The 25084-nt window shown below is 67.6% G+C and carries 20 protein-coding genes; 4 read left to right on the top strand and 16 right to left on the bottom strand.

Translation table 11 applies throughout. The features are described 5' to 3' along the window. Positions 1-5: 5 nt before the first annotated feature. From ASE70_RS09325 to ASE70_RS09305, 5 genes are read right to left on the bottom strand one after another with little or no spacing between them, the layout of a single operon-like run. Entirely contained in the window at positions 6-362 is a 357-nt protein-coding gene (locus tag ASE70_RS09325) for an L-rhamnose mutarotase (RefSeq protein WP_055998328.1), read from the bottom strand. Continuing rightward, a complete protein-coding gene (locus ASE70_RS09320; protein WP_056503882.1) occupies positions 359-1087 on the bottom strand; it encodes an SDR family oxidoreductase in 729 nt (242 codons plus the stop codon). The genes ASE70_RS09325 and ASE70_RS09320 overlap by 4 nt, the downstream gene beginning before the upstream one ends. A gap of 16 nt (positions 1088-1103) precedes the next feature. Beyond that, positions 1104-2111: an aldo/keto reductase gene (locus ASE70_RS09315; protein ID WP_056503880.1), complete on the bottom strand. Its 1008-nt coding sequence runs from the start codon at positions 2109-2111 to the stop codon at positions 1104-1106. A 44-nt stretch (positions 2112-2155) separates the two neighbouring features. Then, positions 2156-3031, bottom strand: a complete 876-nt coding sequence (locus tag ASE70_RS09310) for an amidohydrolase family protein (RefSeq protein ID WP_235519729.1) — start codon at positions 3029-3031, stop codon at positions 2156-2158. Beyond that, a complete protein-coding gene (locus ASE70_RS09305; protein ID WP_055998318.1) occupies positions 2992-3732 on the bottom strand; it encodes a FadR/GntR family transcriptional regulator in 741 nt (246 codons plus the stop codon). The genes ASE70_RS09310 and ASE70_RS09305 overlap by 40 nt, the downstream gene beginning before the upstream one ends. Before the next feature lie 150 nt (positions 3733-3882). On the opposite strand from ASE70_RS09305, the gene ASE70_RS09300 reads away from it, so the two are divergent. From ASE70_RS09300 to ASE70_RS09290, 3 genes are all read left to right on the top strand, one after another. After that, positions 3883-5037: a mandelate racemase/muconate lactonizing enzyme family protein gene (locus tag ASE70_RS09300; protein ID WP_055998315.1), complete on the top strand. Its 1155-nt coding sequence runs from the start codon at positions 3883-3885 to the stop codon at positions 5035-5037. Continuing rightward, positions 5034-6299: an MFS transporter gene (locus ASE70_RS09295; RefSeq protein WP_235519727.1), complete on the top strand. Its 1266-nt coding sequence runs from the start codon at positions 5034-5036 to the stop codon at positions 6297-6299. The genes ASE70_RS09300 and ASE70_RS09295 overlap by 4 nt, the downstream gene beginning before the upstream one ends. A gap of 81 nt (positions 6300-6380) precedes the next feature. Beyond that, a complete protein-coding gene (locus tag ASE70_RS09290; protein WP_056503877.1) occupies positions 6381-9131 on the top strand; it encodes a TonB-dependent receptor in 2751 nt (916 codons plus the stop codon). Between the two features lie 42 nt (positions 9132-9173). Here the strand turns inward: ASE70_RS09290 and ASE70_RS09285 are convergent, their stop codons facing one another. After that, positions 9174-10796, bottom strand: a complete 1623-nt coding sequence (locus ASE70_RS09285) for a rhamnogalacturonidase (RefSeq protein ID WP_162235955.1) — start codon at positions 10794-10796, stop codon at positions 9174-9176. 108 nt (positions 10797-10904) lie between these two features. On the opposite strand from ASE70_RS09285, the gene ASE70_RS09280 reads away from it, so the two are divergent. Next, entirely contained in the window at positions 10905-12923 is a 2019-nt protein-coding gene (locus ASE70_RS09280) for a right-handed parallel beta-helix repeat-containing protein (protein ID WP_056503870.1), read from the top strand. 73 nt (positions 12924-12996) lie between these two features. Here the strand turns inward: ASE70_RS09280 and ASE70_RS09275 are convergent, their stop codons facing one another. From ASE70_RS09275 to ASE70_RS09230, 10 genes are read right to left on the bottom strand one after another with little or no spacing between them, the layout of a single operon-like run. Then, entirely contained in the window at positions 12997-13797 is an 801-nt protein-coding gene (locus ASE70_RS09275) for a kinase (RefSeq protein WP_056503864.1), read from the bottom strand. Then, entirely contained in the window at positions 13781-14743 is a 963-nt protein-coding gene (locus tag ASE70_RS09270; protein WP_056503861.1) for a 2-hydroxyacid dehydrogenase, read from the bottom strand. The genes ASE70_RS09275 and ASE70_RS09270 overlap by 17 nt, the downstream gene beginning before the upstream one ends. A gap of 3 nt (positions 14744-14746) precedes the next feature. After that, entirely contained in the window at positions 14747-15517 is a 771-nt protein-coding gene (locus ASE70_RS09265) for an enoyl-CoA hydratase/isomerase family protein (RefSeq protein ID WP_056503858.1), read from the bottom strand. Next, on the bottom strand, positions 15514-16608 hold the full coding sequence (locus ASE70_RS09260; protein WP_055998295.1) for an extracellular solute-binding protein: 1095 nt from the start codon (positions 16606-16608) through the stop codon (positions 15514-15516). The genes ASE70_RS09265 and ASE70_RS09260 overlap by 4 nt, the downstream gene beginning before the upstream one ends. Next, the gene (locus tag ASE70_RS09255) at positions 16605-17795 is read right to left on the bottom strand and encodes a CaiB/BaiF CoA transferase family protein (RefSeq protein ID WP_056503856.1); all 1191 of its coding nucleotides are present in this window, start codon (positions 17793-17795) and stop codon (positions 16605-16607) included. Before ASE70_RS09255 ends, ASE70_RS09260 begins: the two co-directional genes overlap by 4 nt. 12 nt (positions 17796-17807) lie before the next feature. Beyond that, positions 17808-18554: an SDR family NAD(P)-dependent oxidoreductase gene (locus tag ASE70_RS09250; RefSeq protein ID WP_056503853.1), complete on the bottom strand. Its 747-nt coding sequence runs from the start codon at positions 18552-18554 to the stop codon at positions 17808-17810. Beyond that, complete coding sequence (locus tag ASE70_RS09245; protein WP_055998288.1) at positions 18551-19729, bottom strand: aldose 1-epimerase family protein; 1179 nt, start codon at positions 19727-19729, stop codon at positions 18551-18553. Before ASE70_RS09245 ends, ASE70_RS09250 begins: the two co-directional genes overlap by 4 nt. 57 nt (positions 19730-19786) lie before the next feature. Further along, positions 19787-22900, bottom strand: a complete 3114-nt coding sequence (locus ASE70_RS09240; RefSeq protein WP_056503850.1) for an alpha-L-rhamnosidase — start codon at positions 22898-22900, stop codon at positions 19787-19789. Then, positions 22897-24060, bottom strand: a complete 1164-nt coding sequence (gene lldD, locus ASE70_RS09235; RefSeq protein WP_055998282.1) for an FMN-dependent L-lactate dehydrogenase LldD — start codon at positions 24058-24060, stop codon at positions 22897-22899. The genes ASE70_RS09240 and lldD overlap by 4 nt, the downstream gene beginning before the upstream one ends. Then, positions 24060-25040 (bottom strand): sugar phosphate isomerase/epimerase family protein, encoded by a 981-nt coding sequence (locus tag ASE70_RS09230; RefSeq protein ID WP_056503848.1) that lies wholly within the window; start codon positions 25038-25040, stop codon positions 24060-24062. The genes lldD and ASE70_RS09230 overlap by 1 nt, the downstream gene beginning before the upstream one ends. Positions 25041-25084: the final 44 nt, after the last annotated feature.

The following is a 25084-nucleotide window of genomic DNA, read 5'->3' as shown; positions in this document are numbered from 1 at the left end:
CCCCATCAAGCCGCCGGGTGGTCACCGAGCGTGAAGATGCGGTCCATCGGATACCAGGAGCCATCGGGGCCGGCGGCCGGGATCGGTTGCTGGAAGCGCAGCATCTTGGCGACCCAGGCGACGACCGCCGGATTGGCGGCATCTGCGGCGGCCTTTGCCGCCGGGTCGTAGTGTTCTTCCGCCTCGATCACCATGAACAACCGGTTGCCCGCGCGCCAGATCTGCATGTCGGCGATTCCGGCATCGCGGATCGACCGGGTCACTGCCGGGTCGGTGTTGCCGACCCGGTGCCAGTGTTCATATTCGGCGATCAGCGCGGCATCGTCGACAAGGTCGAGCGCGAGGCAGATGCGCGTCGTCATGCGTTGGTCCAGCCGCCGTCGATCACCTGCGCGGTGCCGGTGGTGTAGGACGATGCGTCGCTGGCGAGATACAGCGCCAGCTCAGCGATCTCGCGCGCGGCGCCGATGCGGCCCATTGGTTGCCGCGCGACGAATTCGTCGCGGGCCTTGTCGGCGTCGCCGGTGGCGGCCAGCCGCTCGTCGAGCGAGGGCGACTGCACCGTGCCGGGGCAGATCGCGTTGCAGCGGATGCCCTGTCCGACGAAATCCTGCGCGACCGATTTGGTGAGGCCGATGACCGCCGCCTTCGACGCGCCATAGGCGAAGCGGTTGGGCACGGCGATGATCGATCCCGCCACTGACGCCATGTTGACGATCGACCCGTGCCCCTGCGCGATCATCGCCGGCAGGAAGGCCCGAATCATGCGATAGGCTGAGCGGATGTTCAGATCGAACGAGAAGTCGAAATCCGCCTCGTCGGTCGTGAGGATCGTGCCGGCATGGACGAACCCGGCGCAGTTGAACAGGATGTCGATTGCGCCCACCCGCTCGCCGAACGCGGCGATCGCCGCCGCGTCGCGCAGGTCGAGCGCCACCGTCTCGCATCCCGTCAGCGTGGCGAGCGCTTCGGCGTTGATGTCGGCGGCGATCACCCGCGCGCCTTCGGCGACGAACAATTCGGCGGCGGCGCGGCCGATGCCTTGGGCGGCGGCGGTGATGACGGCGGTCTTGCCTGCAAGGCGCATTGGAGGTGGTCTTTCGTTATAGAGGAACGGGGGTGTCGGCCCGGATCAGGCCATGGTCCTTTAGGTCGCGCCACAGCGCCTGGGGGATCGCGGTGTCGATCAGCGCGGTCGCTTGTGTCACCTGGTGCGGGCTGGCCATGCCGGGGATGACCGACACGACCTGGCGGTGCGCCAGCGGCAGTTGCAGCGCGGCGGCGGCCAGCGGCACGCCATGCGCCACGCACAGATCCTCGATCGCGCCGACCCGCGCGACGATCGCGGGCGGGGCCGGCTGGTAGTCATACTGCACCTCGCCGCCATGGCGCACGCCCTTGGCGAGAATGCCGGAATTATAAGGACCACCCAGCACGATCCTGACGTCGCGCGCCTCGCACAGCGGCAGGAAGGTTTCGAGCGCATCCTGTTCGAGCAGCGTGTAGCGCCCGGCGAGCAGTACGACGTCAATCTCGCCGACCGCCAGCACCTCCTCGCACACCCGTGTCTCGTTGACGCCCAGACCGATCGCGTCCACTGCGCCGCCGTCGCGCAGTTCGCGCAGCGCGCGATATCCGCCTTCCATGAATTCTGCGAAGCGGCGGGGATGATCACTGCCATGCGCCATCGCGCCCAGATCATGGACATAGAGGATATCGATCCGGTCGCGCCGCAGCCGTATCCGACTGGCGTCATAGGATCGCATCACCGCGTCATAGCTGTAATCGAACACGCTCTCGAACGGTTCGGGCGTCACGAACGCCTGCCGCACTACCGACAAATCGGTCCCCGGCGCGACGCGATCTAGCCGTCGCCCGACCTTGGTCGAAACGATCGCCTCCCCGCCCGGATCGAGTTCGGCCAGCGCGTGGCCGACGCGCTTCTCGCTCAGGCCGAAGCCGTAATGCGGCGCCGTGTCGATGTAGCACAGCCCGGCATCCCATGCGGTGCGCAGCGTCGCGGCGGCGTCGCGATCGGGGACCGAACGATACAGGTTGCCGATCGATGCCGCGCCGAACCCCAAAGGCCCCATCGTACCGAAATCGACCATGACGCGCTCCAACAGACGTTCCGTCGGCTAAATAACATCATACGTCATACGTCAATGGCGTAAAACTCGCGGGCGGCACCTTCGAACAGCCGCGCGACCCCATCGGACGTGGTTGCGCCGATCAGATCGATCGTCGCCGCGATCCAGTCGGCATAGCTGTCGCCAGCATGGCGCAGTACCGGCCAGTCGCTACCCCACATCAACCGGTCGCCGAAACACGCCACGAGATGCGCGACATAGGGGCGTAGCGAGGCAGAGGTCTGCCCTACCGCCTGTTCGGTGCGCAGCCCCGACAGCTTGCACCACAGGTTTGGCAGCAGCGCCAGCGCGGCGATGTCGGCGCGCCACGGATCGAGTTCGCCCCGCGCCGCGTGCGGTTTCGCGCCATGGTCGATGACAATCGACAGCGCAGGCCAGCGCGTCGCGAAGCGGTGGAGGAGGGGCAGGTGCCGTGGTTCGACCAGCGCGTCGAAGCGCAGGTCGTGGGCGATCATCGCCTCGATCGCCGGGGAAAGGTCCGCGCGCAGCATCCATTCGGAATCGGCGATCCCCTGTAACATCGGGCGCAATCCGCGCAGCCGGGGGTCGCGGGCGAGGGTGGCGATACGCTCCGGCGCATCCGCCGCCGACAGCTCGACCCAACCCACGATGCCCCGGATCGATGGGTCGTCGAGGGTCAGCATCCAGTCGGTATCGCGGTCGTCGGGCTGCGACTGGACCAGCACGCAACCGGTCAGGTTCAGCCCGCTTGTTTCTGCTTGCAGGTCGGGGGGCAGGAAATCGCGGTACAGCGCAGGCCATTCGGCATCGGGCCAGGACTGTCCCGGACCACCAATTTGCCAGAAATGGACATGCGAATCGAAGATGCGCATCGTGACGGTCAGCGGCGCGGCTTGCGGGCAGCGCGGCGGCGTGCCCACGACGTTTCGATATGGTCGCGCATCGCCCGCGAGGCCCCCTCGGGATCGCCGCGCACGATCGCTTCGTAGATCGCTTCGTGCGCGGCATGGGTTTCGCGGACATGCTCGACGTTCAGCTTGCCGCTATAGCCATGATTGCGCAGCGCCTCGGCCTGCACGCCGTCGATCACCGCCTTGCTCAGCTTGTCGCCCGAAATCCGCATCACGATGTCATGGAACGCCACATCCTCATGCACATAGGCGGCCGGGTGCGGGATCAGCCGTTCCAGCTTCGCCATCTGTCCGGTCAGTTCCTCGACCGCCTCGGGCGTGCGGCGTTCGGCGGCCTTCGCGGCCATCGCCCCTTCGAGCAGCGAGCGTATCTCCGACAGGTTGTCGAGATAGGCCAGCCCGTCCTCCCGCTGGAACAGCGCGCCGAGGATCATCGGGTCGAGCATGCCCCATGCGCCGGAATCGCGCACGATCGTGCCACGGCCCTGCTGCGATACCACCAGCCCCTTTTCGGTCAGCGCCATCGTCGCCTCGCGGATCACCGTGCGGCTGACCCCGTACATCTCGCCCAGCATCCCCTCGGGCGGCAGCGCGGTGCCAGCCGGATAGGTTTCGGTCACGATCGCCTTCACCAGATCCTCGACCACCGCTTCGGCAAGGCGGGGGCGACGGCGGATACGAAGCGATTCCGCAGGCAGGATATCGGTCATGGGTGTCGCGTCTCGTTGCACAATGGGATGGACATGGTCGCACAGGTGGCCCGGTCGGCACGGCTTCGTCAACGCCTTGCCAAGCTGAAAGATAATACGTAATATGTTTGTCTGCCACAGGTCGGTCTGTCGGCTTGGGGGAGGGCTTGGATGAAAGTAACCGGCTATCGCAGCCTTGTCACTTCGCATGATTGGGGACGCCCGGTCGGCGACGTGAACGGCGTGATCGCATCCGGCGTCACTGACGTGCCGATCCTGATTCTCGAAACCGATGCCGGGCTGGAGGGCGTGGGGCTGGGCCAGCATGCCGATATCGCCCGCGTGTTCGGCGCGGTGGAGGGGCAGGACCCGCGCGCCGCGCCCGCACTGTACGACAGCATGCTCTCGCACGTGTTCAAGAGCGGCCATGCCGGGCTGACCTATGGCGCGGTCGCCGCGATCGACATGGCGTTGTGGGACCTGAAGGCGAAGATGGCGGACGAACCGCTGTGGCGCACGCTGGGTGCCGCCGACCGGTTCGTGCGCGGCTATGCCTCGGGACTGTGCTACGGGCTGGACGACGACGGCTTCGCCGCGCTGTACGCGCGCTTCGCCGAGCGCGGGTTCAGCGCCGCCAAAATCAAGGGCGGTCGCGACCTCGCGCGCGATATCCGCCGGCTGAAGCAGGTCCGCACGATCATGGCCGGCAACAGCGTCGCGCCCGCGCTGATGCTCGACGTCAACGAGAGCTGGAACTGCAAGCAGGCGGTCCGCCATCTGGCCGAGATCGAGGCGGCCGGCATCGACCTGACGTGGATAGAGGAACCGGTCCGCCGCTGGGACACGCACGGGCTGGCGGCGGTGTCGCGCGCTGCGCGCTGCGCGGTGGCGACCGGCGAGAATCTGACTGGGCTGGAACAGTTCGCGCCGCTGCTCGATGCCCGCGCGGTCGATGTGGTGCAGGCGGGCAGCGTGTGGGGCATCACCCATTTCCAGCGCGTCGCCATCGCCGCGCATGTCCGCGACCTGCCGGTGTCGCCGGTCGGCTATGACGGCAATCCCATCGCGCATGCGGCGGCGGCGGTGCCGAACATGATCGGGATCGAGGTTCAGGACCTGCAATGGCCCGCCGGCCTCGATATCGATCAGGACATTGCCGACGGCGGCATCGTGTTGGGCGACCGGCCGGGGCTGGGCATCGTCGTGGACGAGGCGCGGATCGCGCGCGACCGGGCCGACGGGAGCTGGAACACCAACGGCGGCCCGCACCGCCGCCCGCGCGAGGCCGGGTTGCGGCTGGTTCCCGATACGGAGGTGGTCCGTTGACCCTGCCGAATCCTACATCGGCCCCGTCGCCCTATGTCGCCGGCAGCGCGCGGCGGCGGTTGCAGCTTTCACTGATGGTCAATTTCTTCCTGTTGATGGCGTTGTACAGTGGCGTCCTCGGCGTCCTGCTGCCCAACCAGATCGCGGAACTGGACGTGGGGAACAAGGCGAACAACCTCGCGCTGCTATTCGCCATCACCTCGATCTTCTCGACACTGGCGACGCCGATCGCGGGCGCGCTGTCCGACCGGACGCGCAGTCGCTGGGGGCGGCGCGCGCCATGGATCGCGATCGGATCGCTGTTCGGATCGCTCGCGCTGTTCGGCGTGTCGCTGATGACCAGCTTCTGGTCGCTGATCGTGCTGTGGGTGATGGCCGCCGTCGCCTATAATTCGATGCAGCCGGCGATGACGACGCTGATCGCCGACCGCTTCGCCTCCGAAGTGCGCGGCAACGTGTCGGGCATCGTCGGCGCGGGCATGACCGCAGGACTGACCGCCGGCACCGTCGTCGCGGGCTATCTCGCAGGGCAGGCGGTGCTGGCGTACGGCCTGTTCGCCGCCGCCGTCGCGGTATCCGGGCTAGCGTTCGTTCTGCTCAACCGCGAACCGTCGAGCGCGCGCGCGCCGCATCGTCCGATCCGGTGGGGCGAATTCGTGCGCGGCTTCTGGATCAGCCCCGTCAAACACCCCGACTTCGCGTGGGCGTTCCTTAGCCGCTTCACGATCTACATGGGGTATCAGGCGGTCGCGGCCTATCTGCTGTATATCCTGCGCGACTATATCCGGCTGGGCGACGGCGAATCGAACGTCGCGATCGCCAACATGGCGATCGTCACCCTGGTCTGTCTGGTCGCGTCGTCGCTGCTGTCGGGATGGCTGTCGGACCGGATGCAGCGGCGCAAGCCGTTCGTGATCCTCGGCAGCCTCATCATGGGATGCGCGATGGTCGCCCCGCTGGCGCTGCCGTCGATGACGGGCATGTGGATCTACGCCGCCGTCATCGGGGTCGGCTACGGCATGTTCATGTCGATCGACATCGCGCTGATGACGCAGGTGCTGCCGCAAAGCGCGCTGGGCGACGAGGGGCGCGATCTCGGCGTGCTGACCACCGCCGTCAACATTCCGCAGATCATCAGCCCGGTGATGGCCGCGACACTGCTCGGGCTGACCGGCGGCGACTATCGCACCATCTTCGTCGCCGCGATCTTGTTCGTGTTCGGATCGGCGTTGTGCATCCTTCCCATCAGGTCGGTTCGCTAAAGGTAATACGTATTATCATCATTTGACACTGATGGTATTTCGTGGTCAAAGCGGGCAAAGATAAAAAGGGAGAGGGTTATCATGGCGTTATCGGCCCGTCGTTTGCGTACCTGCCTGTTGGCGGCTCCAGCGCTCAGCGCGCTCGTTCTGGGCAGCGCCGCTGCCGCGCAGACCGTCGATCCGGTGCCGGTCGCCAGCCCCGCCGGCGAGGGCGAGACCAGCCAGCCCGAGGACATTGTCGTCACCGGCATTCGCGCCGCCGAACGTGCCGCCATCGACATCAAGCGCAATTCGGTGGGCGTGGTCGATTCGATCGTTGCCGAGGATCTGGGCAAGCTGCCCGACAACAACGTCGCCGAATCGCTCCAGCGCGTCAGCGGCGTCACGATCGAGCGCAATCGCGGCGAGGGGCGGTTCGTCACCGTCCGCGGCTTTGGGCCGAAGTTCAACGCCGTCACCGTCAACGGCCGCACGCTCGCCACCGACAACAACGGCCGCGAATTCTCGTTCGACGTGCTGCCGTCCGAAATCATCTCCGGCGCCGACGTCTACAAATCGCCGCAGGCCAACATCAACGGCGCGTCGATCGGCGCGACGGTCGACGTGCGCACGCTGCGCCCGCTGGACGGCAAGCGCGGCGTCAAGTTCGCCGGATCGGCCGGCGGCATGTATTCCGAACTGGCTGACACCTATAATCCCGAAGTATCGGCGGTCGGCAGTTGGAAGAACGATGCCGGCACCTTCGGCGTGGCGCTGGCCGGCGTCTATTCCAAACAGGAAAACCGGATCGACGAATTCACGATCGGCGCGGGCCATGTCCGCCGCTCCAGCACCGACTCCTATTATAACCTGAACGGGGTGCGCAGCGGCCGGATCGGCGCGGGCGTGGCACCATTCACCGGCATCTCGATGCCCTCGAACCTGTCGCCGTTCTTCTTCGAACGCGAACTGACCCGCTGGGGCGTCAACGCCTCGGTTCAGATGCGGCCGAGCGACAAGTTCACCGTCACGATCGACGGCCTGTATTCCAAGGCGCGCTTCGTCGAACAACAGACCGGCCTCGCCTACGACTTCGCCGGCGGCATCCTTGCCGAACAGGTGGTCGAAGGCGGCGAGGCGGTGTTCCAGCGCTATACCGGCGGCTTCGTCGACCAGATCATCCAGTATGACGACCGCGACGTAACCACCGACCAGTTCGGCATCAACGTCGACTGGAAGCCGACCGACGCCTTGCGCGTCCGGCTCGACGGGTCCCTGTCCGATGCGCGCCGCCGGGGCAAGGAGAACAACCTGTTCACCACCATCCGGCGCAAGAACGTCAACCTGTCGTTCGACCGGCGCGGCGGCAGCCCGATCTATCAATATGCGTTCAGCAGCCCGACCTACGCCAATGCTGCGACCAATCCGCAGGGGATCACCGCGCATTACTATATCTGGGGCGGCGGGTCCGACATCGACGACGAGATCGAGGAATATCGCGCCGACGTCGACTGGAAGCCGGGCAACGGGCCGTTCACCCTGTCGGTCGGCGCACTGGCGCAGAGCCGGATCAAGACGATCACCGCCGACGAAACCTCGTTCGCCGAACAATGCGCCTATTGCGACTCCAACCGCGTGTTACCGCAATCGCTGTTCCAGCCGACGAACCGCAATTTCTTCAAGGGCGAAGGCGGCGACATCATCCGCGACTGGCTGATCTACAACCCGCGTGAGCTGGTGCAGACGATCGACCAGTTCGCGGCGCAGGACGGCAAGACGTTCAACCCGGCGGTATTCTCCCCCGCCGCGTCGTCGGTGGTCGATGAGAAGGTGAAGATCGGCTATGTCATGGGGGCGCTCGACACCCGGATCGGCGACATGCCGCTCGCGATCAACGTCGGGTTGCGCTACGAAAATACCGACTATACCTCGTCCGGTGCGTCGCGCACCGTGCTGAGCGCGCGGCCCAACGGCGCGGGGCAGAACATCATCACCGTGTCACCGGTCGTCCCGGTCGGCTTCCGTGGCAAGTACGACGACTGGTTGCCGTCGATCAACGTCCGCCTGTCGCTCACCGAACGGCTGCTGCTGCGCTTCGCGGCGTCCAAGGTCATCACCCGCCCGACCCTGTCCGACCTGTCGCCGCGCCAGACGATCCAGACGAACCCGGGCAACGAGACGATCCGTCGCGGCAACCCCGACCTGCAACCGTTCCGTGCCAAGCAGGCCGAACTGGGCGTGGAATGGTATTTTGCCCCTAATTCGCTGCTGAACGCCGCCGTGTTCTACAAGGATATCGAATCCTTCGTGACGTTGGTGACGACGGCGCAGGTGGTCGACCAGGTATCGTTCCAGGTGACGGTGCCGGGGAACGGCAACGGTGCCAAGGTCAAGGGGTTCGAGGTTGGCTATCGCCAGTCGTTCGACAACTGGCTGCCGGCACCGTTCGACGGGTTCGGCGTCCAGACCAGCTTGAACTATACCGAGTCCGACGCGAACTATACCAACACCGTCGCCAACGTGTCGTTCGGGTTGGAGGGGCTGTCCAAATATTCGTACAGCCTCGTCGGCTTCTACGAGAAATACGGCCTGTCGGCGCGCGCGGCCTATACCTATCGCGACAATTTCCTGCAGGTCGCCTCGGGCCGTAACGGCGAGCCGGAATATTTCGACGCCTATGGCCAGCTCGACGTCAGTCTGTCCTACGACCTCGGATCGCACTTCACGGTGTTCGCCGATGCGATCAACCTGAACAGCGCGAAGGAGTTCATCTATTCTGTGAGCGAGAACCGCACCAAGGAATATCGCCAGACCGGCCGCCGCGTCTCGGCCGGCGTGCGGGTCCGCTTCTGATCCGCATGCCCTGTCCCGGCGGGTGCCGGGGCAGGGGGGTACTCAGGATCGATCGTCGAGCGTCACCGTGTCGCCCAGCGCGACGTTCCGGCTGTCGAGCGCACCTACCACGGCATCGCGTCGCATCGGCGAGGCGATGCCGTCGAGGTTGGCGCCGACCACGTCCCGCAACGCGATCACCGGCCGCTCGTCGGGCCGTTCGGTGCGCAGCGTGATGTCGCGGATCGTCAGGCGCCGGGCATGGCGGGCATAGAGGCCGGCGGCGGGCAACGTGCCGAGGTAGCTCACCTCCAGGCTGGTTTCGCGACGATAGGGCGGGGTTCGTCGGGCGTCCTCCACGGTGCCGCCGCCGCGCGTCGTGATGTCCAGTCCGCGAAACGTCACGTCCTCGACCGGGGCATCGGCGATCCCCTCCACGCCGCAGGCGAAGCGCGGGTTCGCGCCCGATATCGTGATATCCTCGAACCGGATGCGGCGGACGCGGCCGACCGGGGTGCCGCGCGGCGCGCGCATCCTTGCCGCGTGATGGACGAACAACGGGTGGTTGACCGGATCGCGCAGCACGGTGCCCGATATTGTCACATCCTCCAGCGTGCCGCCATCGACGATGCCCATCAGGATGCCGCGACTGTTGGTGCAAAGGCAGTCGCTGATCCGCACGCCGCGAAAACCGCCGTTGCTCTCGGTGCCCAGCTTGATCCGCCCCAGCACGCCAAGGCCATCGGGCGAGCGATAGTCCGAGCGGCGATAGCTGCCGTCGAGCAGCGACCCCATCGCATAGCCGCTGGTCTTGCAGCCCGAGACGAGAATATCCTCGCACGGCACCGCGCGGCCCAGCGCATAGCTGCTCTTCAGGACGATCGCGTCGTCCTTGGGCGCGTTGACCGTGCAGTTCAGGATGCGGACGTCGCGGCAGGCATCGATGTCGATGCCGTCGCGGTCGGTATCGATCACCAACCCGGTAATCTGCATGCCGGCGCAGCCATGGGCGATGACCGCAAAATGCCCGCCCTGAAGGATGGTGAACCCGTCGAGGCGGACGCCGTGGCAACGCATCAGGCCGATCGCCTTGTTCGCGCGACCCACCGCCAGGCGTTCCGCCGGGTCGCGCAGCGCCAGGTCGCGCGGCAACACGCCGAGCGCGGCGGCCGAGCGGAACCCGGCGCGGCCGTGCCAGCGGTCGCCGGGGCCTTCCCGGTCCAGCCCCGGTCCGTGGATCCGGCCGGGGCCGAGAATCGCGATGTTCGTCAGCCCGTCGCCCCGGATCAGGCTGTTGTGGACATGGGTGATGCCGAAATCCTGAAACTGTTCCTCCAGATAGTTTTCGGGCGGGTCGTAGTGCGCGCCATGTACGGCAGGATCGGCGGCGACGATCGTCGCGCCCGCCGACAGCACAAGCGCAATATTGTCGCGCAGCCGCAGCGTGAAGCACAGATACCGCCCGGGGGGCACCACGACGGTCCCGCCGCCGCGCCGTGCTGCCGCCGCGATCGCGCGATTGATCGCCGGGCTGTCGATCGTGGTGCCGTTGCCGCGCGCGCCGTAGCGGCGGATATCCTCGAACACGCCGGCGGCCACCGCCTGCGCCCGATCGGCAAGGCCGGCGGCGACCAGCGTCGCACAGGCGGCGGACAGCACGAACCGGCGGTCAACGGCAACGGGCATTGGAATCACCAAACTTCTCCGCGTAAAACACAGTCTTGCAACCCCCTTAAACATAAGACATCATATGTATATAGAAGCGGGAGGAAACCGCGCCGAGGAGCAGGAACAATGAACGCTGGTGCCCCCCGACCGCGCTGCCGTGCGACGGCGTGCGTCACGCTGGCCCTGGCGGGATTGCTGGCGAGCGGCAGCGCGCTGGCGCAGGCAGTGATCCATGTCGCGCCCGACGGCAACGACCGCGCGACCGGCAGCGCGACCCGCCCGGTGCGGTCGCTCGAACGCGCGCAGGCGCTGGTCCGGGCGGCCAGCGCCGGTGGCGACGTGACGGTCGTGCTGGCCGACGGGACCTATGCGCTCGACCGGCCGCTGCGCTTCGCTGCCGCCGATGGCGGGCGGGCGGGGCACCGGGTCGAATGGCGCGCGGCGGATGGCACGCGGCCCGTGCTGTCGGGCGGCATGGCGGTGCGCGGCTTTCGCCTGCACGATGCCGATCGCCACATCTGGGTCGCCGACGTGCCCAAGGGGCTGGACGCGCGCCAGCTATGGGTCAACGACCAGCTCGCCGAACGGCCGTGGGTCGAGATCAAGGCCCGCGACGTGGCGTTCTCGGCGACCGGCTTCGATATCGTCAGCCCCGATCTGGCCTATGTCGCCATGGTGAAGCGCCCCGACCGGATGGAGGTGGAAGCGACCGGCTTCTTCACCGACCGCTATTCGCCGGTGCAGTCGATCGCCGGCCGCCGCGTGACGATGCACCAGCCGGCGTGGGACAATAATAGCTGGGGCTACGACACGATCACCCAGCCGATCTTTCCGGCGGATTCACGCCTGTTCCTCGTCAACGCGCTCGAGTTCATCGGCAAGGCCAACGACTGGCATGCCAAACCCTATCAATGGTTCCTAGATCCGCAGGAGGGCAAGCTTTACCTGCGGATCGCGCAGGACGACGATATTACGCGGCTGAACGTGGTGCTGCCCCGGCTCGAAGCGCTGGTGTCGATCGCCGGCACGCCCGCCGCGCCGGTCGAGCGGCTGGCGTTCAAAGGTCTGCGCTTTTCGTACACGAGCTGGATGGGGCCGTCGCGTCCCAACGGCTATGCCAATCAGCAGAGCGGGGCGTTCCTGTCCGACGTATCGCCGATCCGGCCGAAGGATGCGTGGCAGAGCTGCGGCTGGGGCTGCGTCGAATTCGAATCGATGCGCCAGAAATGGCACCAGATGCCCGCCGCCGTCCAGGTCGCCGCCGCGCGCGACGTGAGTTTCGAGGGCAATCGCTTTACCCAGATCGGACAGGTCGCGCTGGGCATCGGCAACGACGCCACCGCGAACCTAAGCGGCATCGGCCTCGCCACCGCGCGTATCCGGGTGGCGCGCAACCATTTCGCGGTCGTATCGGGCAGCGCGGTCATGGCGGGCGGGGTGCGGGTCGACGCGCATCATCCCGGCGATCCCGCGCTCATCAACCGCGATCTGGTGATCGAGGACAATGTCGTCGCCTCGGTCAGCCAAGATTATAAGGACAATGCCGCGATCCTGACGACCTATGTCAGCGGCGCGCGCATCGCCCACAACGACGTCAGCGACGCACCATACGACGGCATCGCGGTCGGGTGGGGCTGGGGCTATAATGACGTCGGCGGCAACCCGAACTACGACGAGAACCAGAAGGGCTATGTCCACAACGTCCGCTATGCGACGCCGACGACGCTGCGCGACACGCTGGTCGAGAACAACCGCATCCATGGCGTGAAGACATGGTTCATGGACGGCGGCGCGATCTACAATCTGTCGGCCAACCCGAACGCGATCGTGCGCGGCAACCACATCTTCGACATCGACGGCAAGATCGCGATCTACCTCGACGAAGGCAGCAAGCATTTCACCGTGACCGGCAACGTCGTAGAGACGCGCGGCAAATGGCTGAACATCAATACCGCCGGCAAGATGTTCCGGCGGCGCATCTCGACCGACAATCTCGCGACCGGCAACTGGCATAATTCCAGCACGACCGGCGGCCGCTGGCTGAGCGAGATCGGCAACGTCGCGCGCGACAACATCCTAGTGCCCGACAGCGACTGGCCGGTCGAGGCGCAGGCGGTGATCGCGCGTGCCGGCGTGCGGCGATGATCGTTCCGACGCAACCGGTTCCCCCCGGTTTCCCTTCGGCCGCCGCGTGCCCGACCGGCCCGGCGGCTGTTTTTTATCCCAATAGGCCACGCCGCCGATCGAGTGGCAGGACAAGGTCGGCCCGCGCCGGCATCTCGTGCAGGATCCAGCGCGTGAGTCGTTCGTAATGCGCGACGAACCGCCCGATCGCCACGCGATCCATCAGCCCGTCGGTCGGGCGTCCCTGCGCGATCAGCCGGCGGCGTAGCGTGTCCTCCTGTTCGGCGCGCCAGTCCGCCACGACCTCGAACCCTGGCGCGGCGAGCAGCACCAGCCGGTCGATCCGCGCGAACAACGCGGCATAGTCCCCCGCCAGCGCCGCATCGACCGCGCGGCGCCAGCGACCCCGCGGGTCCTCGTCGCGCTCGAGCGTGTTGACCGGTTCGGCGAGGGCGGCGGATCCCTGCGGCCGTGCGCCGACGCACCACCCCTCGAAGATCAGCAGGTCGAGGTTCGCCGGCGCGATCAGCCAGCATGCCGCCGGTTCCGGTTCGTCGCGCGCCTTGTCGAACCGGGGCAGCGCCACGCTATCGCCCGTGCGGATCGCATCGATCACCGCGATGCCGTGCGCGACGTCGTGCGTCAGCGGCACGCCGCGCGTGCGCAGCAGCGGATGGACGGTGCGGGCCAAGGCATCGCGTGCCGCCCCGCCCAGATACAGGTCGTCGAGCGACAGGATGGCGACGCGCCAGCCCTCTGCCGACAGCCGATCGGCTAGCGCGGCGGCCAGCGTCGACTTGCCCGAACCCTGCGCACCGCACAGGCCGAGGATCAGCGGGCCCCGCCCGCGCCAGTCGCGCACCCGTGCCGCCAAACGTTCAGGTGATCCGGTCATCGGGGGCGCGTCCGTCGAAGAAGGCGTCAAGATTGTCGGCGACGCGCATGCCCATCGCGACCCGCGTTTCGTGCGTGGCGCTGCCGAGATGCGGCAGCAGCACGACGTTGGGCGCGTCGAGCAACGCCTGCGACACCACCGGTTCGGCGGCATAGACGTCCAGTCCCGCCGCCGCGATCGTGCCGTCGCGCAACGCCCGCGCCAGCGCGGCCTCGTCGACCAGCGTGCCCCGCGCGGTGTTCACCAGCACGCCGTGCGGCCGCATCGTCGCGAGGAACGCGGCATCGACCATGTGCCGCGTCGCGTCGCCGCCCGGCGCATGCAGCGACACGACATCGGCATCCGTCGCCAGCGCCGCCGGGGTCGCGCGATAGGTATCGTCGGGCATGTCCCCGGCCCGGTGGCGGCTGTGGTACACCACCGTCATCCCGAACGCCCGCGCGCGCGCCGCCGTCGCGCGGGCGATCCGGCCATAGCCGATCAGGCCGAGCGTCTTGCCCGACAGGCCATGGCCCAGCAGGTGCGTCGGACGCCAGCCGGTCCATCGACCGGCGCGCAGCTCGCGTTCGCCCTCCGACGCGCGGCGGCTGGCCATCAGGATCAGCAGCATCGCGATATCGGCGGTGGCATCGGTCAGCACGTCGGGCGTGTTGGTGACGACCACCCCGGCACGCCTCGCCGCGTCCAGATCGATATGGTCGAACCCCGCGCCATAGTTGGCGACGATGCCCGCCCGCCGGCCGTCCGTTGTGAGGATGGCGGCGGGCAGCCGGTCGGTGACCGTGGGACACACCGCATCGTGATCCCGCATCGCCGCGGCTAGCGCCGGCGCGTCGAGCGGAACGTCTGACGCGTTGCGGGTGACGTCGTAGCGTTCGGCCAGCCGGTCCTCGACCGGTGCCGGCCAGCGGCGCGTCAGCAAGATGCGGGGGCGGGTGGCGGGCATGGCTCAGCGCCTCCGGAAATCAGGTGCGCGCCGTTCGGCGAACGCCGCCCGGCCCTCGCGCGCGTCGTCGGTCGCGAAGCAGATCGCCTGCAGGTCACGCTCGTACTCGATCGCCTTGTCCCACGGCATGGTGAAGCCCGCCCGCAGGTTCAGCTTGGCGGTTTCGGCGGCGATCGGCGCGCGCGACGCGATGACGGCGGCCATCTCGTGCGCTCGCGCCGTTAGACGCTCGGGAGCGACGACCTCGCTCACCAACCCCCATGCCAGGGCGCGATCGGCATCGATCATGTCGCCGGTCAGCAGCAGCATCGCCGCGTTCGACGGCCCGGCGGCATAGGCCAGCCCGGCCGCCATGCCGCCGCCGCCGATCCAGCCGAGCTTGATCTCGGGCGCGGCGAAGCGGGCGTTGGTCGATGCGATGCGGATGTCGCACGCCATCGCGGTTTCCAGCCCGCCGCCCAGCGCATAGCCGTTCACCGCCGCGATCACCGGCTTGCGGCACGCGCGTAGCGCATCGCAGTAATCGGCGCGATTGCGGAAATCCCATGGCGTCGCATAGCCGTCCAGCGTGGTGATGTCCGATCCCGCGCTGAACGCCTTTTCTCCTGCTCCCGTCACCACCACCGCGCGCACCGCGTCCGACCGGTTGCACTCGCCGACCGCCGCGACCAGCGCATCGGCCATCGCCGGGGTCATTGCGTTCAGCTTGTGCGGCCGGTCGATCACGATCGTCGCGATGCGATCGGCGATGGTGAAGCGCAGCTCGTCGATCATGTTTCCGCTCCGGGCAGGTGATGCTGGGAATAGGCCGCGTCGACGGCGTCGAGCACCACGTCCGCCGGCAGTCCGCGCAGCAACCCGTCGCGGATCGCCGCCGATGCCGCCGTCTGGAACGCGATGGCATGGTCGTGGCGCGGACGGATCAGCGCCGCCTCGATCGTCGCGCGGGTCGCGCCATAGAATCCGCCGGCGGCGGCATCGACCGCCGGATTGGTCCATGCCGACCGGAACGACGGCTGCCCGTCATGCGCCGGAATGAAGCCACGTTGCGCTTCGTCGGACAACAGCCAGCGCAGATGGTCGAGCAGCTCGGGCGTCACCTTCGCACGGCGCGACACCGCAATGCCGGTGCCGCCCAGCGCCGATCCGATGCGGTTGCCGCTGGGTGCATCGGCATAGCGGACCTGTCCGTTGGCGGCATAGTTTACATAGCCATAGATCAGCGGACACAGCACCGGACCGGTGCCGGCCGCCATCGCTTCCAGCAGCGCGATCGGGTTCATAGCTGCCGCGGCGCGCGTCGCATCGCCGGTCAGCCGCGCCATAAGAGCCCATGCCTCGCGGGCGAGCGGGCGGTCGACGAACCGATCGCCCGGCCGCGTCGGCACGGCGGCCAGCGCGCCGCAGATCGACTGGAAGGTCAGCGCGGCATGCGGCCCGGCCAGCGACAGGGCGATCGGAACCCGCTCGGCCAGCGCCACTACGTCCGCCCAGGTCGTCGGCGCCGCGTCGTTCCAGTCGCGACGGATCGCCATCACCTGCGTCGCGGCATCGAGCGGTAGCGCCCAGTGCTGGTCCGCATAAAGATAGCTCGCCAGCGACGGCCCGATCGCCGCCATCGCCCATGTGGCCAGTTCATCGGCGGCGAACAGCTTTTCCAGCGGGATCAGGCAATCCGTCGCCACCGCCTCGCCGACGTGCGGATGGTCGAGCACCACCAGATCGTACAGCGCGCATTGCTCGGCGATCGGCCGCGACTCGAACCCCTCCAGCGGATGCCGGTCCCACACGACGAGCGTGCCGCCCGCCGCCGCCAGTGCATTGTAACCGCGCGGATGGTCCCAGGTCAGGCCACGAAAGCTCATGCGTGCTGCCGCACGACGCCGGATTCGATCAGCCGGTCGATCGCCTCCCGATCCAGCCCCAACTCGCCCAGCACCTCGCGGCTGTGCTCGCCCACCAGCGGTGCGCCGCGCGCGATGGCGGAGGGTGTTTTCGAAAAGCGGATCGGGAAGCCCGGTGTCTTGACCCGGCCTTCGGTCGGATGGTCATATTCGACGAAGGTGCCGTTGTGGCGGATCTGCGGATCGTCGACCAGATCGGCATAGCCATAGACCGGCCCCGCCCAGATATCGACCGCACGAAACCGTTCGAGCCATTGCGCACTGGTCGCCGACGGCAGCGCCGCCTTCACCCGCGCGAAGATCGCGTCGCGGTGCGTCCAGCTATCGCATTCGTCGTCCAGTTCGGCGAAGAACGGATCGCCGAGCAATTCGCCCAGTTTTTTCAGCGGTGCCATCGCCAGCGTCACATAGCCGTCGCTGGTCGCGAACACGCCGTACGGTGCGCGGATATAGCTGTGGGCATGCGCTTCGGCCGAGCGGGTCTGCGGCTTGTTGCCGATGGTGAAAACCGACAGTTCCTGCATCTGGATGGTAGTGATCGCGTCGAGCATATTGATCTGCACCAACTGGCCATCGCCGGTGCGTTCGCGGTGGAACAGCGCGGCCAGCGCGCCCTCGAACGCCGAATAGGCGGTGACGGCATCGACCAGATATTGTCCGGCGGGCGTGGGCGGCTCGCCGTCCGCCCCGGCCGACAGCATCGCGCCCGACATTCCCTGCAACAACAGGTCCTGCCCTGGATAGCTGCGATACGGCCCGTCCTCGCCATAGCCCGACATCGAGACATAGATCAGCCGCGGGTTGATCGCCGACAGCGTCGCATAGTCCACGCCCAGCCGTTCGGCGACGCCGGGGCGATAGTTCTGGAGGAACACGTCGGCAGTCTTCACCATCTCCAGCAGCAGCGCCTTACCCTCCGCCGCCTTCAGGTCGACCGCGAACGATCGCTTGTTGCGGTTGAGCGACAGGAACGACACGTTGATGAGGTTGCCGGTTGCCCCGCCGGCCGAGGCATGGCGCTGCCATTCGCCCGAGGTCGGTTCGACCTTCACCACATCGGCGCCCAGATCGCCCAGCCGCTGCGCCGCGAACGGCCCGGCCATCGCGATCGAACAGTCGAGGACGCGGATGCCCTTCAGGATAGTCATATGGTCGGTCCTTCAGGCCATGACCCAGCCGCCGTTGACGTGCAGCGTCTGGCCGGTGATGAAACTCGCCTCGTCGGCGGCGAAAAAGGCGATGGCCGCGGCGATGTCGGCGGCGGTCCCGCGCCGCTTGATCGCCTGCGCGTCCAGCACCATGCGGTTGTACCCTTCCGGATCGGGGTGGATCGCCTCGGCATCGGTCGGGAAGGCTCCCGGCGCGATCGCGTTGACGGTCACGCCATACGGGCCGAACTCGCGCGCCCATGCCCGCGTCAGCCCGATCAGCGCGCCCTTTGACGCGACATAGGGCGAAAGATGCGCCCACCCGCCGGAAATGGTGATGCTGGCGATGTTGACGATCCGACCGAAGCCACGCGCGCGCATCCCCGGCAATGCGGCCTGCACCGCGACGATCCCGGCATCGACGTTCACCCGCTGGACGAACTGATGCTCCTCAATCGAATAGTCCTCGAACGGTTTCGACGGATAGATGGCGGCGTTGTTGACCACCACGTCGATACCGCCCAACTCGACGATCAACCGGTCGAGCTCGGCGCGCAAGCCGGTGAGATCGGACAGGTCGACGGTAGATACCACCAGCCGCCCGGTATCGAGGGCGCTTGCCGCATCCCGCAGCTTCGCGACCTTCGCCGGGTCATTGTCGAGAGCGATCACGGTCGCCCCGCGCCGCATCAGCAGCAGCGTGGTGTCAAGCCCCAGTCCGCCCGCCGCGCCGGTATAGAGGATCCTGCGACCGATCATGACCGGCCCCGGATCGGCGGGAAGATGCCGCTGGGTTGCGGATAGTCCGCCTGCGGCTGGTGGGCGACCGCTTCGATGCGGGCGACGGCATCCGCCACCGCCGCCGCATCGGGCAGCAGGCGAAGCACGGTGTCGTACCGGCGTTCTTGCCCATGCTCCAGTTCGATCAGCTCGCCGCGATTACGCGCGAAGTCCTTGCCCATTACGTGGTTGGTCGATGGTTCGATGCCCAGCGCGTAATGGCCGGCGTGGAAGTTCTGCCACTGGTACATCGCCGGAAACTGGGTCTTCAGCGTCTCCACCTCGAAGCCGAAGCCGATCGCTTCGTTGACCAACGCGACGTTGACCCGGCCGTGGGGATCGGCGGCCATGTCGTGCTGCCACACCTGTTCGTGGAAATTGGCGATCGGCGCGGGGGCGGTGCGATAGCCGACGCCCTGCGCCTGATAGCTGTCGACATGCGCCGCCCAGACGACGTCGCGGATGGGCGCGACATAGCGTGCGCCCGGTGCCAGCACTGGATGGCCGACGTTGATATGGTAGCAATACATATGCGGCGTGCGGTAGAAACCGTGGTTGACCACGCGGTCGTGCAGCCGGATCTCGTCCCCGCCGACATCGGCTTCGATCCGGCGGATCAGGTGGAGGTCCTCGCCGAACACCGTCGATTGCTGCACCACACCTTCGGCCCACAATACGCAGTAGTCGCCGTCCCAATGCTCGCCATAGCCGGTCAGGCGCGCGGGGATCGTGCCGATGCGGCCGTGGAGCGACGACGCCACCTTGGCGCGCGGGCCGTAATGATAGTGCCCGGCCGGATCGTCGTGCATGAACAGCGTGTGGTCGAGGCCGCAGGTGATGTTCAGCCCCGACATCGACCGGAACCAGCCCAGCCCGCCTTCGCCCTCATAATCGTGCAGTCCGGGGTGCCGGAAGCCAGAGGGCGAATGCCATCCGACCGCGCGCCCGGCATGCTCGCATTCGGCAATATCCATCGCCCGGTCGATCAACACCGTGAAGCGCAGCCCGGTGCCGGTGCGGAATTCGAGCTGGCGGATACCACGCTCCACCCCGTCGCCCAGCGTCGACAGCCGCACGCCGGCGAACTGCGACAATGCCCCGGTCCGGGTCGCCAGCGTCCGCCGCGACATCGTCTCGCCGAACAGCGTGACCACCCTGCCTCTCCCCTCTATCGTAAGACGTATGATGTTTAGCTTTGGTGTCGGGTAACGTCAATCGTCCATCGCGAAAGTCCAGTCGCCCGATCCGATGCTGAACCGGACCATGCCGTCCGCGTCGCGCAGGTCGTGGATGGCAGGGTGGACGCGCAGCGCCCGGCCGCCCTCGCGCCACGCACGGCACATCGGCAGTTCGACGTCGGCGGTGGTATTGGCCGGAACCGACAGCGCCAGTCCGGTCAGCCCGTCGCCGTCACCATGCGTTCGCGTCGCGATCCGCCCGACACAGGAATCATAGGACGCCTCGACCCGCCCGACCCCGGGCAGCCACAGCGGCCGCACCGCGATTCGCCCGAACCCCGGCGCACCCGGCGCGATCCCGGCGAGCCGGCGATAGAAGAACCCGACCACCGCGCCGAAGGCATAATGATTGTAGCTGTTCATCGCGATATCGCCGGTATCGCCGTTCCACCGCTCCCACACGCTGGTCGCACCTTGCCCCGCCATATAGCCCCAACCCGGATAGTGGGTCTGAAGCAGCAGCGCCTCGACCTCGGCCAGCAACCCCGCGTCGGCCAGCACGTCGAGCAGATAGGGCGTGCCGAGAAACCCGGTCGACAGCGTCATGCCTCGTGCGCGGATATCGTCGGCCAGCACACGTGCGGCGGTGGCGCGCCACTCCGCCGGTACCAGTCCCATGTGCAGCGCCAGCACCTGCCCGGTCTGGCTGCCGTTGCCGACCCTGCCGCCTTGGCCGCCATATTCGGCGGCGAAGGCAGCGCCGATCCGCAGGCGCAGCGCGCGATAGTCCGCCGCCTCGTCGCGCCGTCCGGTCGCATCGGCCATCGCCGCCATCAGCTCGGCCGTCCATGCCCAATAGGCGGTGGCGCACAGTCCGCGCGGCGTTGTTTCGTCATCGGGCTTCACCGCATCGACCGACAACCAGTCGCCCAGATCGAGTCCGCGATCGTGACGCCACACGCCATCGGGATTGGCGGCGGCGACATGCGCCATCCACCGCGTCATCGCTGTCCAGTTCTCGTCGATGACCGCCGTGTCGCCGTAGCGCTGCCACAGTTGATACGGCAGGATCACCCCCGCCTCGCTCCACCCGGCGGTGACGACGGGCGGATAGGATTGCGGTTGGGGCACGACGATCGGATAGCCGCCGTCGGCGCGCTGAGCGGCGCGGACGTCGATCAGGAACCGGCGCAGGAAGGGGGCGACCTCCATGTTGAACGCCGCCGCATCGAGGAACACCTGGATGTCGCCCATCCACCCCATGCGTTCGTCGCGCTGCGGGCAATCGGTCGGGACGGCGAAGAAGTTCGACCGCTGGCTCCACAGTGCGTTGCGCCAGATCGTCTGCAACAACGGGGCATCGACGAAGCGCATCGCGCCGGTGATGCGGCAATCGCTATGGACGACGATGCCGACGACATCCTCGACCTCCGGCACCCCCGGATAGCCCTCGATCTCGACATAGCGGAAGCCGTGATAGGTGAACGACGGCTCGAACGTCTCGCGCGCGCCGGTTCCCGCCAGAATGAACCGGTCGGTCGCGCGGGCGAGGCGCAGGTTGGCCATGTCGACCGTGCCGTCGTCGCCGAGCAGTTCGGCGAAGCGCGCGGTGATCGTCGTGCCCGCGTCGCCCCGCGCGGCGATCCGTGCCCAACCCGCGAAATTCTGCCCGAAATCGAACACGAACCGGCCCGGCACCGGCTCGGCGACTGTCACCGCGCGGCGTTCGTCCACGGCACGCAGCGGCGGCGAGACGAGCGGCAGCAGCGCAACGTCGGGCGCGGTGCCGATGGCGGCGGTCGACCAGCCCGAATCGTCGAACCCGGCATGGTCCCACGCCGCGATCGTCCACCGCGCGTCGACCGTCTCGCCATCGTAGATTTCGGACCGCATGATCGGGGAGGGGGCGATGCGCCAGCCGGGACCGGTCGCGATCCGCTGCCGGCTGCCATCGGCATGGTCGATGTGCAGTTCGGCGCGCACCCGGCGCGGTGCGGGGCCGAACGCATAACGTTCGATCCGCCAGCCGAACGCGCTGGCATACCATCCGTCGCCGACCGTCAGTCCGATGGCGTTGGCGCCCGGCACAATCAGCCCGGTAACGTCGACGCTTTCGTAAAAGACATGGGCATCGGCGACGCTGATCTCGGGCGAGAGGATCGCGTCCGACACCCGTTGCCCGTTGATCGTCGCGATATGACTGCCGAGCGCCGTCGCATAGAGGCGGGCGGCGACGATCCCGCCGCGCGCGACGAAGTCGTGGCGCAGCAGCATCGCCGGTTCGGCCGGGCGCGGGTCGTTGCCGGCGTTCGATCCGCTCGGAACCGCGCAGGGCCAGTCGCCGGCGTCGAAGCCCGCATCCTGCCATCCTGCCGGCGGATCGGGCAGCACCCGCCACGCCGGTCCGCTGACGATCCGGTCGATCCGCCCGTCGGCGTGGTGCAGCCGGATCAGGCTGGCGAACGCGCCGCCATCGACCGGAAAGAAGCCGGTGACATCGGCGTCGACCGCGACGCAGACGCTGGCGCGGCCGGGCCGCAGCGTCGCCACGACCGGGGCGAGCGATCCCCAGAACGGCAGCGGACTATCATAGCCCCATGGCTGGTCGAGCGGCGCGGGCAGCCCGTCGATCCACACGCCGCGTAGATGATCCTTGCCCGCCACCGCGATCTCGGCATGCACCACGTCGGGCGGGACGAGCAGGTCGAGGCGGAAGCCGTGCAGGCGCGGGTCGAGCGCGGTGTCGCTCCATACCCATGCCATGCCCGCCATCCGGTCGGCAGCGGCAAGGTCGTCCTCCGCCTCAATCCAGTCGGCGCCCCATGTGTCTAACAGTCCCGCCTCGAACCATGCCGGACGGGAACCGGCCTGCCGTCCGTCGGCGGTGGCGATCTCGACCGACCATGACACCCGTTGCCGGGGGCGTGGCGGCGGCCCGCCATAGGGGACGGCGAAACTGGCATCGGAGGCCACCTCGCCGCTGTCCCAGACGACGGCCCCGTCCGCTTCGGCGCGGATGCGGTAGCGCGACTGGACGACGCCGTGGCCGTCGCTCTCGATCCGCCACGACAGGCGCGGGGCGGGGACGTGGATGCCGATCGGATCGACGATGGCCTCGGCACGAAGGTCGACGACGCGCAGGGTCATGCGGTGGCTCCGGCGGTAAGGCGAAGTGCAGGGTCGGCAAGGATCGACCGGTCGATCGCGGCGATCCGGTTCACGCCGGTCAGCGTCATCGCCACGGTCATCTCGCGCGCGATCAGGTCGACGAGCCGGGCGACGCCCGCCTCGCCCTGCGCCGCCAGCGCATAGATCCACGCGCGACCGAGCAGGACGCCCTTCGCGCCCAATGCCAGCATGCGCACGACGTCCAGCCCGGAGCGTATCCCGCCGTCCGCCAGCACGCTCAGCGCATCCCCCACCGCGTCGGCGATCGCGGGCAGCGCGCGCGCGGTCGAAAGCACGCCGTCCAGTTGCCGGCCGCCGTGGTTCGACACGACGATGCCGTCTGCGCCGATGCGCACCGCCTCCCGCGCGTCCTCGGGATCGAGGATGCCCTTGATGACCAGCGGGCCGTCCCATGCCGCGCGGATCCAGTCGAGGTCACTCCACCGGATCGACGGATCGAAATTCTTCGCCAGCCAGCCCATATAATCGTTCAGCCCGCTGTCGCTGCCCAGCACCGGCAGCAGATTGCCCAGCATGTGCGGCCGGCCGCGCAGCCCCACATTCCATGCCCAGTGCGGCCGCCCCAGCGTCTGCATCACCCGTCGCAGCGGCGCGCGCGGGCCGGACATGCCGGCATGGGCGTCGCGGTAGCGTGCGCCGGGCACCGGCATGTCGACGGTGAACACCAGCACGCCGGCGCCCGCCGCCTTCGCCTGCGCGATCAGGTCGCGCATGAACGCCCGGTCGCGCAACACGTACAGTTGGAACCAGAACGGGTCGGCGACCGCCGCGACCTCATCGATCGAACAGATCGACACCGTCGACAGGCAGGCGGGAACCCCGGCCGCCGCCGCCGCGCGGGCGGCCTGCACCTCGCCGCGCCGGGCGTACATGCCGCCGATGCCGACCGGACCCAGTGCGAGCGGCAGGGCGATCTGGCGGCCGAACAAATTGGTCGTCAGGTCGATGGCGGCCACGTCGCGCAACACCCGCTGGCGCAGGCCGATGCCGGCTAGGTCGGACACGTTGCAGCGCAGCGTCTCCTCGCCATTGGCGCCGCCATCGGCATAATCGAACAGGAATCGCGGCACGCGCCGTCGTGCGGCCTCGCGGAAATCGCTGGCGGAGGAAATAATCATCAGTAGGAGCTGAACAGCGCCTGCCGCGCCAGATTGAGCGCGGCCACCGCATCCTGCCGGTCCTGTGCTGCCTGCATCGCGGCGAAGTCCAGCTTGTCCAGCGCGCGCTCCACCGCCTTCAGGAAGCCGATCGCCGAATTGGCGGCGGCGACGCTGTCCTCGCGGAACGGGAACTGATCGAGCTGCCACACGCCCTCCCACCCGTTCTTGCGTAGGGTATAGAAGAACTCGAACAGCTCGATCGGATGGACCGAGCCGGCGATCAGATCGTCGTCCCACCCGCGAAAATTGTCGTTCACGTCCATCCCGAACAGCCGGCCGTGATCGATCGCCAGTTGCGCGGCGTCGGCCGGGCTTTCGCCGCCGTACAGCGAATGGCCGAAATCGAGCAGGATACCGACATTGGGCAGCCCCATCCGCTCGATGCCCAGCAGGGTGCGCGCGACACTGTCGTAGCTCATGTGGACGCGCGGTTCACGCGGCTTGTATTCGATGACGAATTTCAAGTCGGGGTTCTGTCCCGCCAATTCGGCCACGCCTTCGACGCTCATCCGCCACAGGTCGCGGTGGTCGACCTGGAACGGATAGTCCCACCCGTCCTGCCCCGGCCACAGCTTCACATAGTCCGCGCCGAAATGGCGGACGACGCGGGCGGCGTCGTTGCACATCTCATTGGCGAGGCGGCGGATGCCCGGATCGGGATTGGTGAAGGCGCCGCGCGCGAACTGCCGCGTATAGATTTCGGGCGTAATCCCGATCACCGACAGCGCGTTGCGCGCCAGCGCCGCGTCGACCTGAGACAGCGACAGGCTGGGATCGACGAAGGGATAGTTGATGTCCACTACCGACAGGTCGTCGACCCGCCCCGCCAGATCGATCATGTCGATCAGCGAACGGGTCTCGCCATAGCCATCGGTGGCGTAGCGATCGACATAGGTTGCGAAATGCCAAATCCCGGCACCATAGCGTTGCTTGCCCATCTATCGATCCTCCCGCGAAATTTTAGCCAAGCAACGCAATTGCG

This window comes from Sphingomonas sp. Leaf22 (assembly GCF_001421715.1).
Taxonomy (GTDB): domain Bacteria; phylum Pseudomonadota; class Alphaproteobacteria; order Sphingomonadales; family Sphingomonadaceae; genus Sphingomonas.
This window is presented reverse-complemented; position numbering and strand designations above follow the sequence as displayed.

Coding starts and splice junctions, on each gene's coding strand:
- ASE70_RS09250 (WP_056503853.1), bottom strand. CDS start 18,554: ATGATCGGTCGCAGGATCCTCTATACCGGCGCGGCGGGCGGACTGGGG.
- ASE70_RS09315 (WP_056503880.1), bottom strand. CDS start 2,111: ATGGTCGATTTCGGTACGATGGGGCCTTTGGGGTTCGGCGCGGCATCG.
- ASE70_RS09320 (WP_056503882.1), bottom strand. CDS start 1,087: ATGCGCCTTGCAGGCAAGACCGCCGTCATCACCGCCGCCGCCCAAGGC.
- ASE70_RS09280 (WP_056503870.1), top strand. CDS start 10,905: ATGAACGCTGGTGCCCCCCGACCGCGCTGCCGTGCGACGGCGTGCGTC.
- ASE70_RS09240 (WP_056503850.1), bottom strand. CDS start 22,900: ATGACCCTGCGCGTCGTCGACCTTCGTGCCGAGGCCATCGTCGATCCG.
- ASE70_RS09290 (WP_056503877.1), top strand. CDS start 6,381: ATGGCGTTATCGGCCCGTCGTTTGCGTACCTGCCTGTTGGCGGCTCCA.
- ASE70_RS09255 (WP_056503856.1), bottom strand. CDS start 17,795: ATGACTATCCTGAAGGGCATCCGCGTCCTCGACTGTTCGATCGCGATG.
- ASE70_RS09275 (WP_056503864.1), bottom strand. CDS start 13,797: ATGACCGGATCACCTGAACGTTTGGCGGCACGGGTGCGCGACTGGCGC.
- ASE70_RS09265 (WP_056503858.1), bottom strand. CDS start 15,517: ATGATCGACGAGCTGCGCTTCACCATCGCCGATCGCATCGCGACGATC.
- ASE70_RS09270 (WP_056503861.1), bottom strand. CDS start 14,743: ATGCCCGCCACCCGCCCCCGCATCTTGCTGACGCGCCGCTGGCCGGCA.
- ASE70_RS09305 (WP_055998318.1), bottom strand. CDS start 3,732: ATGACCGATATCCTGCCTGCGGAATCGCTTCGTATCCGCCGTCGCCCC.
- lldD (WP_055998282.1), bottom strand. CDS start 24,060: ATGATTATTTCCTCCGCCAGCGATTTCCGCGAGGCCGCACGACGGCGC.
- ASE70_RS09285 (WP_162235955.1), bottom strand. CDS start 10,796: ATGCCCGTTGCCGTTGACCGCCGGTTCGTGCTGTCCGCCGCCTGTGCG.
- ASE70_RS09300 (WP_055998315.1), top strand. CDS start 3,883: ATGAAAGTAACCGGCTATCGCAGCCTTGTCACTTCGCATGATTGGGGA.
- ASE70_RS09325 (WP_055998328.1), bottom strand. CDS start 362: ATGACGACGCGCATCTGCCTCGCGCTCGACCTTGTCGACGATGCCGCG.
- ASE70_RS09230 (WP_056503848.1), bottom strand. CDS start 25,040: ATGGGCAAGCAACGCTATGGTGCCGGGATTTGGCATTTCGCAACCTAT.
- ASE70_RS09260 (WP_055998295.1), bottom strand. CDS start 16,608: ATGAGCTTTCGTGGCCTGACCTGGGACCATCCGCGCGGTTACAATGCA.